The sequence below is a fragment of the Mycobacterium sp. E740 genome, from assembly GCF_001672895.1.
Classification (GTDB): domain Bacteria; phylum Actinomycetota; class Actinomycetes; order Mycobacteriales; family Mycobacteriaceae; genus Mycobacterium.
This window is the reverse complement of record NZ_LZKP01000113.1, coordinates 42,820-52,507: the sequence shown is the minus strand read 5'-3', so window position 1 is coordinate 52,507 and position 9,688 is coordinate 42,820. Positions and strand designations below refer to the sequence as shown.

Sequence of the window (9,688 nt, the reverse complement as noted above, 5' to 3'; positions counted from 1 at the left end):
CCCTCTGTCGGGAGGGTGCCGCCTTCTCGTGGAACAGCTATACGACGAGGCCCTCGAGGCTCTGTATGCCGCCGTGCGGCAACAGATCACGGTCAAGGGCGTCGGCTACTTCACAGCATCCGGGAGGCAAAGGCGACTCAGGGCGCCCGAGCCCCTACCCGGATACTGGACGGTCAGGGGCCATCCGATTCGGGATACGACCGTCTCTTACTTGATGCGAGTGCGCTGCTTCGTTTGGCAACTTCCGAATGCTGCCTGAGATAGCGCAGGTAGCGAAGGCGAACTTGCGGAGGGCACGCCAATCAGCATCCCCGCCAATGGCCACGAACACGTGTGCCATCTCTCCTCGTGTAGCCGTCGACCCAAGTGCAGCTGCCGCTAGGAGCATTGACGCTAGGGGCGGGTATGTAAGGGACGTAGGGCGTATCAACCACAACCGGAGGCGGAATAACCGGCGCAACAGGCGCAGGGGTGGCGGAACACGGAACGACGTAGTCGGGAGGGTGCACTGTGTCAAGCCACTTGCCGTAGGCACGACCGCCCTCAGTCCTGACAGCAGCGCAAATGTCAGCTTCGGTGTAACCGGCCACGCGGTACACCGCGTAAATCGGATCACCGGTCTCGGTGGCTTGGCGCAGCGACGGACAAGACTGATCCGTCCGCAACCACAGCGCTCCGGGGTGAGCATCAAGGAGTCGATCTACTTCGGCGGGATAGCTGCCCGGCGTGTACACCGATTCAATAACGACGATTCCAACTGGCGGCTCACACGCCTGGTAAACGGGCGGCGGTGTGGCTGGTGCCGGCGCGGCAACAATGGCGGCTCCCGTGCCCAAAGTGGCTAACAGTCCCGCCGTCGCCAGCACCGTTTTGATCCACATGCCACTCTTCCCCCGGTCTCCCCGACCCACGTCGCCCGTTACAGGTGATTCCCAGCAGTATCACAACCGCTTGTTTGATCGCACAAGTTTGCTGCACGCCTTTAACGACTGCGCCAGCCAAGACATTGCCTCCGAGAGAACCTCGCGCCTTGCCTGAGAGGCCATCTGGTACTTATCGCCTCCAGTGGGTGGTGTAGCCCGACTCAAACCGGTCTGGGACGCCCCATTTGCGCCGCTCGGCGGTGGCAGCCTCTTGCCACGCTTGGATCTCTTCAGGCGAGCTGCTCGTGTCCCCGGCGCCCACTCCGGCAGCGGCGGCCGGTCACCGAGACAGAACACCCCCGGCCCATCAGGACCGAGGGTGCTCCTTTACGCAGTCACCTAGTGATGGTGGTGATGGCCGTGGCCGTGGCCATGACCGTGGTCATTCTCCTCTTGGCTTACACGCTCGACAACCGCGGTCTCGGTGGTCAGCACCATCCGGGCCACCGACGCCGCGTTCAGCACCGCCGAGCGGGTGACCTTCACCGGGTCGACGACACCATCGGCCGCCAGATCGCCGTACGACAGCGTGGCAGCGTTGAAGCCCTGTCCCGCAGGCGATTCGACGACCTTGTTCACCACGACCGCCCCGTCCAGGCCGGCGTTGGTGGCGATCCAGTACAGCGGCGCCGACAGAGCCGACGCGAACACCTCGGCACCGGTGCGCTCGTCGCCGTCGAGGCTGTCACGCAACTTCTCCACCGCGGAGCGCGCCTTCACCAGGGCCGAACCGCCGCCGGCGATGATGCCCTCCTCGACCGCAGCCTTGGCCGCCGCGACAGCGTCCTCCACCGCTTCCTTGCGCTTCTTCAGATCGGTCTCGGTTGCCGCACCGACCTTGATGACGGCGACGCCGCCGGCCAGCTTGGCGAGCCGCTCCTCGAGCTTCTCGCGGTCCCAGTCCGAGTCGCTGGACTCGATCTCCGAGCGCAGCTGTGCCTTTCGGCCCTCGATGGCCTCCTTGGTGCCGCCGCCTTCGACGATGACCGTGCTGTCCTTGTCCACGACGATCCGCCGGGCGGCGCCCAGCACGTCGAGGCCGACCTCGCGCAGCACCAGGCCGACGTCGGGGTTCACCACCTGACCGCCGGTCACGATGGCGAGGTCTTCGAGGAACGCCTTGCGACGGTCGCCGAAGAACGGCGCCTTGACCGCGACAGCCTTCAGCGTCTTGCGGATCGCGTTCACCACCAGCGTCGAAAGCGCTTCGCCTTCAACATCTTCGGCGACGATCAGCAGCGGCTTACCGGATTCGGCAACCTTCTCCAGCAGCGGCAGCAGGTCCGGCAGCGAGCTGATCTTCTCGCGGTGCAGCAGCACCAGCGCGTCCTCGAGCACAGCCTCTTGGGCATCGAAGTCGGTCATGAAGTACGCCGACAGGTAGCCCTTGTCGAAGCCGACGCCCTCGGTGATCTCCAGCTCGGTGTTCAGCGTCGAGGACTCCTCGACCGACACAACGCCGTCGGCCCCGACGGTCGTCATCGCCTCGCCGACCAACTGGCCGACCTGCTCGTCACGCGAGGAGACGGTCGCGACCTGCGCGATGCCGTTCTTGTCCGAGACCGGCGTCGCCGACGCCAGCAGCGCCTCGGACACCGCGTCGGCAGCCTTGGAGATGCCCGCGCCGAGCGCGATGGGGTTGGCGCCTGCGGCGACGTTGCGCAGACCCGCCTTGACCAGCGCCTGCGCCAGCACCGTCGCGGTGGTGGTGCCGTCGCCTGCGACGTCGTTTGTCTTGGTCGCGACCGATTTCACCAGCTGGGCGCCGAGGTTCTCGAACGGATCCTCCAGCTCGATCTCGCGGGCGATGGTCACGCCGTCGTTGGTGACCGTCGGCCCGCCCCACGACTTGGCCAGCACCACGTTCCGGCCGCGGGGGCCGAGGGTGACCCGCACCGTGTCGGCGAGCTTGTCTACGCCGGCTTCCATTGCGCGGCGCGCAGTTTCGTTGAACTCAATCTGCTTGCTCATGTTCTTCCTTAATAGACCGCGGTGAGCTGCAATTGCCTATGGACGCATGCCGCCCCGGAAATCACCCGCGAAGACGGGGATTCCCGGGGCGGAACACGGGTGCTTACTTGTTGACGACGGCCAGCACGTCGCGGGCCGACAGGATCAGGTACTCCTCGCCGTTGTACTTGATCTCGGTGCCGCCGTACTTGCTGTAGATGACGGTGTCGCCCTCGGAGACGTCCAGCGGGATTCGCTTCTCCCCGTCCTCATCCCAGCGGCCGGGGCCGACTGCGACGACGGTGCCTTCCTGCGGCTTCTCCTTGGCGGTGTCGGGGATGACCAGACCGGACGCGGTCGTGGTCTCGGCCTCGTTGGCCTGAACGAGGATCTTGTCCTCGAGTGGCTTGATATTCACGCTCGCCACGATGGAGCCCTCCACTAGTTCGGGTGTCGACCCGGAAGTCCCGGATCTCTCAGTTACCAGGTGTTCGGCATGGCGTCCGTGCCCACGCACCGTCGTCGCGGGTGCCGGCGCAGGGATTGGCCGCCTGCCACCTAGCACTCTATACACGAGAGTGCTAGCACTCAAGGGCGGGCCTCGACAAGATCAGGCCACCTGGCCCCGGACCACGGGCAGCCCCGGGTCACTGGCCACATCCAGGGGCGACGGCGGCGCGCCCGCCGCGATGAGATGAGCGGCGAACGACGCGATCATCGCGCCGTTGTCCGTGCAAAGACGTGGCCGCGGGACCCGCAGGGTCAGCCCGTTGGCCGCGCAGCGCTCCTCGGCCAGCTCGCGCAGCCGCGAGTTGGCGGCCACCCCGCCGCCGATCAACAACGTGTCGACCTCGAGTTCTTTGCACGCCCGCACGGCCTTGAGCGTCAGCACATCGGCCACCGCCTCCTGGAAGCCGGCCGCCACGTCAGCCGTCGACGCCTCGGGATGCGACTCCACATACCGCGCCACGGCGGTCTTGAGCCCGGAGAAGCTGAACGCGTACGGGTCGTCGCGCGAGCCGGTCATACCGCGAGGGAACACGATCGCGTCGCGATCTCCCTCGCGGGCCAACTCGTCGAGCACTCTGCCGCCGGGATAACCGAGGCCGAGCAGCCGCGCCACCTTGTCGTAGGCCTCCCCCGCGGCGTCGTCGACGGTGCTGCCCAGTTCGACGATCGGCTCGCCCAGCGACCGCACGTGCAGCAGGTTCGTGTGCCCACCCGACACCAGCAGCCCGATGCTCTCCGGCAAGGGGCCGTGGTCGTAGACGTCGGCGGCCAGGTGCCCGCCGAGGTGGTTTACGGCGTAGAACGGCACCTGCCACGCCGCCGAATATGCTTTGGCCGCAGCCACTCCCACGAGCAACGCGCCTGCCAGGCCGGGCCCGATCGTCGCCGCGACGATGTCCGGTTTGGTCACCTGGGCGGCCGCCAGCGCGCGGCGCATCGTCGGGCCCAGCGCCTCGAGGTGCGCGCGCGACGCAATCTCGGGGACGACGCCGCCGAAGCGGGCGTGTTCGTCGACGCTCGAGGCGACCTCGTCGGCGAGCAGCGTCACCGACCCGTCGGCATCCAAACGTGCGATGCCGACGCCGGTTTCGTCGCAGGAACTCTCAATGGCCAGGATGATCATGTCGAATCGCGCCTCATCGTATAGGCGTCGGCACCGCTGGCCCGGTAGTAACGCTTCCGGAGCCCGACGTTGACGAAGCCAAAGTTCTCATACAGTTTGATCGCGGCCTCGTTGTCCGTGCGGACCTCGAGGAAGACGGTGCCCTCCGCGGCGTGCTCGAGCAGTCCGGCGAGCATCCGGCTGCCGATACCCTGGCCCTGATAGGACGCATCGACACCGATCGTGTGAATCTCGTACTCGTACGGCTTCTTTCGGCCCAACCGGGCGATCCCGGCATACCCAACGACCTTGTCCCCGTCGCGCGCGGCGACGTAGCGGATGTGTTCGGCGGCGAGTTCGGCGCGGAAGGCGCGCTCGGGCCACGGGTCGTCCCCGTCGAACAGTTGGGCCTCCAGCTCGGCGCACCTGGCGGCGTCGGCGGGCCGCAACGGGCCGTACTCGATCATCGCTTCGCCGCCGGGGGTTTCGCGTCGGGCCGCCGCAGGTACAGCGGGATCAGCGGGGCAGGTGTGGCGGTCCAGTCGGGCACGGCGCGAACCAGACCCGCGACCGTCGGGTACACCGGCGGCCGGTCCAGCGCCTCTGCCGCACCGGGCACATCGGCTGGTGCGTTGACGGCCGGCCCGTCGATGCGCACACCGTCGCGGTAACGCGCCCAGTACACCTCGCGGCGACGCGCGTCGGTGACCACGAGCGCGTCGCCGGCAGTGTCGATACCGATCGCGTCCAGGCTGCACACACCGTGCACCGGCACACCGAGCGCATGGCCGTACGCGGCGGCGCTCGCCATGCCGACCCGCAGACCGGTGAACGGGCCTGGTCCGCATCCGACGACGACCGCGTCGAGATCGGTCACGCCCACCCCGGCATCAGCCAGCGCCCCAACGACGTTCGGGGTGAGTTGTTCGGCGTGCGCCCGCGGATCGACGGTGACGCGCTCGGCCAGCACCTCGAGCCCGTCGAGTCGCACGACGCCCGCCGTGACAGCGGGAGTGGCGGTGTCGACCGCCAGGATCAACACGGCGCGCTCCAATTCCACACCGCTGTGCGCACTTCGGTGTCGCGCGCGCGTTCGAGTCGCACGTCGAGATGGTTTTCCGAAAGCCGTTCGGCCAGGCCCTCGCCCCACTCCACCACCACGACGGCGGCGTCGAGGTCGGTGTCGAGGTCCAGCGAGTCCAGTTCGGCGAGCAGGTCGACCGACGCGTGATCGAGCAACCGGTACATGTCGACGTGGATCATGGCCGGAGCGCCCGGGCGGCGGGCCCGGTGAACCCGCGCCAGCACGAACGTCGGCGAGATGACGGCACCCTCGACGTCCAGCGCCTGGGCAATTCCCTTGGCGAACACTGTCTTTCCCGCACCGAGCGGACCGGACAGGACGACGACGTCACCTGCCCGCAGCTGTTCACCGAGTCGGGCGCCGAGCGCGACGGTGTCTTCGGCGGCGGGCAGCTCAGCGGTGCCCGCGCTGCGCTCAGCCATGGTTGCGGACCCTGTCGATGATGCGTCTGGTCAGTGCGACGAGTTTGGACGGCGTCGCGCGCTCGACCAGCCGCACGAGCGCCTCGTTGATCACCTCGGGTCGTTCGAGCTGCACGAGGTGGCCTGCGCCGCCGACGATCACGAGCTCGGCCTTCGGCAACGCCGCCGCCATGGCCTGGGAGTACTCCATCGGAGTCAGCAGGTCACGGTCGCCGCACGCGACGAGGGTCGGGATCTTCGCCAGGGTGGTCAGCCCTTCGTACTCGTCGTGCACCTCGAGCGCATGCAGGAACTCGACGAGTGTGGCGATCGGCGTGCCGTGCATCATCGTCTCGGAGAAGGCCACGACGCTGGGACTGATCTTCTCGTCGCCGTACGAGGCGGCGCGCAGGATCGGCGCGATCACCGACTTCGCCGCACCACGGGTGCGGTGCACCGTCTTCGGCGCGTACCGGACCGCGAACCGGACGGCTTCCAGCGCGGGGTTCTTCAGGATCTCGCCGAGCGGTGATCGCGAAACCCCTTCGGCCGCAGACGCGATGATCGCGGCGCCCACCACCCGCGTCGGATAGCGGTGCGGGAACTGCCGCGCATGCGACAGCACGGTCATGCCGCCCATCGAGTGCCCGACCAGCACCACTGGACCACGGGGTGCGACGACCGCCAGGACCGCCTCGAGGTCCCGACCGAGCTGGGAAACCGTGTAGGTCTCAGGCGGCGCCTCGTCCGACTGACCGTGGCCACGCTGGTCGTAGAACACCATGCGCACCTGATCGCCCCACTGCTCGGTCAACCGCAGACGCTGAAAGTAGAAGGCGCCCATCCGCAGACAGAATCCGTGCGCGAACAGAACCGTCAGCGCGGCGTCTTCGGGACCGACCTCCCGGACGGCAAGCGATACTCCGTCGGGGGTGGTGACGATGGAACTTCGGTCGGCGTCGAGAAGCTCGAAATCCTCGTCGCGGTACTGGTCATCGTCGGTGACGCGTCGGCGCAGTGAACGGGCGACCGACATTCCGGCGGCGCTGCCGACCGCGGTGAGCCCCGCCGCGCCCGCGAGCCAGCGGGCATGGGAGTCGCTGCCGGGAAGCGGAATATCTGCTTCGCTCAACGTTTTTCGACCGCCGATCCGGTGTAGGTGCGCACGAAACGGCCGCGGGGGCTGGTCACCACTTCGTAGTTGATGGTGCCGAGCAGATCGGCCCAGTCCTGCGCGGTCGGCTCGCCGCGCGTACCGGGCCCGAACAGGATCGCTTCGTCACCTTCGACGACTCCGCCGTCGGGTCCGAGGTCGACGACGAACTGGTCCATGCAGATCCGGCCGACGCCTCGCCGCAGCCGGCCGTTGATCAACACGTTGATGCGGTTGCCCAGGCTACGGAAGACACCGTCGGCGTATCCGACGGGTATGAGCGCCACCGTGGTGTCGCGGTCGGCGACCCACGTATGCCCGTAGGACACTCCGTCACCCGCCCGCAGCGAACGCACCAGTGTCACTGGGCATTTCAGTGTCATCGCGGGCCGCAGCCCCATGTTCCCACGTTCCGGTATCGGCGTCTGGCCGTACACCGCGATGCCGGGGCGCACCAGGTCGAACGCCAGGTCGGGGCGCGTCATCGCGGCCGGGCTGTTGCTCAGGTGCATGATCTGGAAGTGCACGCCCTGTTCGCTCGCGTACGCGCGCATCTCGCTGAGTCGTTGGCCTTGCCGGCCGTTGAGCGGGTTGTCGGGGTCGTCGCCGTGCACCAGATGCGACATCAGCCCGCGGACCGTGACCGCGCCGTCGGCCTCGGCCTGCCTGAGCGCGGCGATCAACGCCGGGTAGTCGGCCGGGCTCACACCGTTGCGGCTGAGCCCGGTGTCGGCCTTGACGGTGACCGAGGCGCTGCTTCCAGTCCGGTTGACCGCGTCGAGCAGCTCGCCGAGCTGGCGCACCGAGGAGACCGCGATCTGCACGTCGGCGGCCACTGCGGGCGCGAAGTCGGTGCCCGGCGGATGCAGCCACGCGAGCACCGGGGCGGTGAGGCCGTCAGCGCGCAGCGCCAGCGCCTCGGCGACGGTCGCGACGCCGAGCTCATCGGCGCCCGCCGCCAGCGCCGCCCGGCTGACCTGCGTGGCTCCGTGGCCGTAGCCGTCGGCTTTGACGACGACCATCACCGCAGCACTGCCCGCAAGGTCGCGCAGCAACCCCACGTTGTGGGCTATCGCGTCGAGGTCGACCACCGCCTGCGGGGCCGCGGTCGTCGACTCTGCCTGCAAGGTATCCATCCGGGCCGATTGTCCCAGACCGCCGATTCAGGCTGCGAACGTGCGGTCAGTGCGCGAACGGCTGCTGCTCGTCGAAGTGGCCCTGCGGCTTGAGCTCGTCGAGGTGGGTCAGCACGGTGGCCAGGTCGTCGTACAGCGCGCGCGCCAGGTCCGCGGAGAAACCCTCCCGCACCACGATGCGCAGCATCGTCACGTCGTCGGCGCCCTCGGGCATCGTGTAGGCGGGCACCTGCCAGCCGTAGGAGCGCAGCGCCTGGGACACGTCGAACTCGGTGTACCCGAAGTCGCCGGCCAGCTTGAAGCTGACCACCGGGATCGCCGATCCGTCGGCGACGACTTCGAAGTGCTTGCTCTCCCGAAGCCGGTCGCCGAGCCACCGCGCTGTCTGCGAAAGGCATTGCATCACTTGCGAATACCCCGCCCGGCCGAGACGCAGGAAGTTGTAGTACTGTCCGACGACCTGGTTGCCGGGCCGCGAGAAGTTCAGTGTGAACGTCGGCATGTCGCCGCCGAGGTAGTTGACGTGGAACACCAGCCCCTCGGGCAGGTACTCCGAATTGCGCCACACCACGAAGCCGATCCCCGGGTAGGTCAGGCCGTACTTGTGGCCGCTGACGTTGATCGACACGACGCGCGGCAGCCGGAAGTCCCACTCGAGGTCGGGATGGACGAACGGCACCACGAAGCCGCCGCTGGCCGCGTCGACGTGCACGGGGACGTCCAGTCCCCCGCCGGCTGCGAGGTCGTCGAGTGCGGCGCAGATCTCGCCGATCGGCTCCAGTTCGCCGGTGTAGGTGGTGCCGAGGATGGCCACCACCCCGATGGTGTCCTCGTCGATGTGGTCCAGCACCTGCTCGGGCGTGATGACGTAACGGTCCTCGGCCATCGGCAGGTACCGCGGTTCGACGTCGAAATAGCGGCAGAACTTCTCCCAGACCACCTGGACGTTGGCGCCCATCACGAGATTGGGAGTACGCCCCTTCCAGTCGTCGCCAACGCGCTCGCGCCACCGCCATTTCATCGCGAGCCCGGCGAGCATCACCGCCTCGCTGGAACCGATCGTCGAAACGCCGATCGCGCTCGACGGGTCGTCGTCGCGCAGGTCTTCGGCGTGGAACAGGTCGGCCACCATGCACACGCAGCGCTGCTCGATCGCGGCGGTCGCCGGGTACTCGTCCTTATCGATCATGTTCTTGTCGAAGGTCTCGGCCATCAGCCTCTCGGCTTGCGGGTCCATCCACGTCGTGACGAACGTCGCCAGGTTCAGCCGCGAGCTGCCGTCGAGCATGAGCTCGTCGTGGATGAAGCGGTACGCGGCATCGGGGTCCATCGCGTCATCGGGTAGCCGCAGGGAGGGCACCGGCGCCATCGCGAGCCGCCCGGTGTAGGCGGGGGCGATCTGCGGCACGTGACTGCGGTTGGGCGACAT

At 67.9% G+C, this 9,688-nt stretch carries 9 protein-coding genes; all 9 read right to left on the bottom strand.

Annotation, left to right across the window (positions count from 1 at the left end):
• Positions 1 to 1,262: 1,262 nt before the first annotated feature.
• Positions 1,263 to 2,894, bottom strand: coding sequence for a chaperonin GroEL (groL, locus tag A5663_RS11055; protein ID WP_068148101.1), 1,632 nt, complete (start codon positions 2,892 to 2,894; stop codon positions 1,263 to 1,265).
• 103 nt (positions 2,895 to 2,997) lie between these two features.
• A complete protein-coding gene (groES, locus tag A5663_RS11050) occupies positions 2,998 to 3,300 on the bottom strand; it encodes a co-chaperone GroES (RefSeq protein ID WP_046754122.1) in 303 nt (100 codons plus the stop codon).
• Positions 3,301 to 3,483: 183 nt separating this feature from the next.
• Complete coding sequence (gene tsaD, locus A5663_RS11045) at positions 3,484 to 4,506, bottom strand: tRNA (adenosine(37)-N6)-threonylcarbamoyltransferase complex transferase subunit TsaD (RefSeq protein WP_068148098.1); 1,023 nt, start codon at positions 4,504 to 4,506, stop codon at positions 3,484 to 3,486.
• Positions 4,503 to 4,952, bottom strand: a complete 450-nt coding sequence (gene rimI, locus A5663_RS11040) for a ribosomal protein S18-alanine N-acetyltransferase (protein WP_068148094.1) — start codon at positions 4,950 to 4,952, stop codon at positions 4,503 to 4,505. Before rimI ends, tsaD begins: the two co-directional genes overlap by 4 nt.
• Positions 4,949 to 5,545, bottom strand: coding sequence for a tRNA (adenosine(37)-N6)-threonylcarbamoyltransferase complex dimerization subunit type 1 TsaB (gene tsaB / locus A5663_RS11035; protein WP_369816620.1), 597 nt, complete (start codon positions 5,543 to 5,545; stop codon positions 4,949 to 4,951). The genes rimI and tsaB overlap by 4 nt, the downstream gene beginning before the upstream one ends.
• Positions 5,521 to 5,991 carry a tRNA (adenosine(37)-N6)-threonylcarbamoyltransferase complex ATPase subunit type 1 TsaE gene (gene tsaE / locus A5663_RS11030; RefSeq protein WP_068148092.1) on the bottom strand — a complete coding sequence of 157 codons (471 nt, stop codon included), beginning with the start codon at positions 5,989 to 5,991 and terminating at the stop codon, positions 5,521 to 5,523. Before tsaE ends, tsaB begins: the two co-directional genes overlap by 25 nt.
• A complete protein-coding gene (locus A5663_RS11025; protein WP_156744434.1) occupies positions 5,984 to 7,006 on the bottom strand; it encodes an alpha/beta fold hydrolase in 1,023 nt (340 codons plus the stop codon). The genes tsaE and A5663_RS11025 overlap by 8 nt, the downstream gene beginning before the upstream one ends.
• Positions 7,007 to 7,098: 92 nt before the next feature.
• Positions 7,099 to 8,259 carry an alanine racemase gene (gene alr / locus A5663_RS11020; RefSeq protein WP_068148088.1) on the bottom strand — a complete coding sequence of 387 codons (1,161 nt, stop codon included), beginning with the start codon at positions 8,257 to 8,259 and terminating at the stop codon, positions 7,099 to 7,101.
• A gap of 46 nt (positions 8,260 to 8,305) precedes the next feature.
• Positions 8,306 to 9,688, bottom strand: coding sequence for a glutamate decarboxylase (locus tag A5663_RS11015; protein ID WP_068148086.1), 1,383 nt, complete (start codon positions 9,686 to 9,688; stop codon positions 8,306 to 8,308).

Excerpts from the sequence above, each read along its gene's own strand:
- groL (WP_068148101.1), bottom strand. The coding sequence starts at position 2,894 with ATGAGCAAGCAGATTGAGTTCAACGAAACTGCGCGCCGCGCAATGGAA.
- tsaD (WP_068148098.1), bottom strand. The coding sequence starts at position 4,506 with ATGATCATCCTGGCCATTGAGAGTTCCTGCGACGAAACCGGCGTCGGC.
- rimI (WP_068148094.1), bottom strand. The coding sequence starts at position 4,952 with ATGATCGAGTACGGCCCGTTGCGGCCCGCCGACGCCGCCAGGTGCGCC.
- tsaE (WP_068148092.1), bottom strand. The coding sequence starts at position 5,991 with ATGGCTGAGCGCAGCGCGGGCACCGCTGAGCTGCCCGCCGCCGAAGAC.
- A5663_RS11025 (WP_156744434.1), bottom strand. The coding sequence starts at position 7,006 with ATGTCGGTCGCCCGTTCACTGCGCCGACGCGTCACCGACGATGACCAG.
- alr (WP_068148088.1), bottom strand. The coding sequence starts at position 8,259 with ATGGATACCTTGCAGGCAGAGTCGACGACCGCGGCCCCGCAGGCGGTG.
- A5663_RS11015 (WP_068148086.1), bottom strand. The coding sequence starts at position 9,688 with ATGTCGCCCAACCGCAGTCACGTGCCGCAGATCGCCCCCGCCTACACC.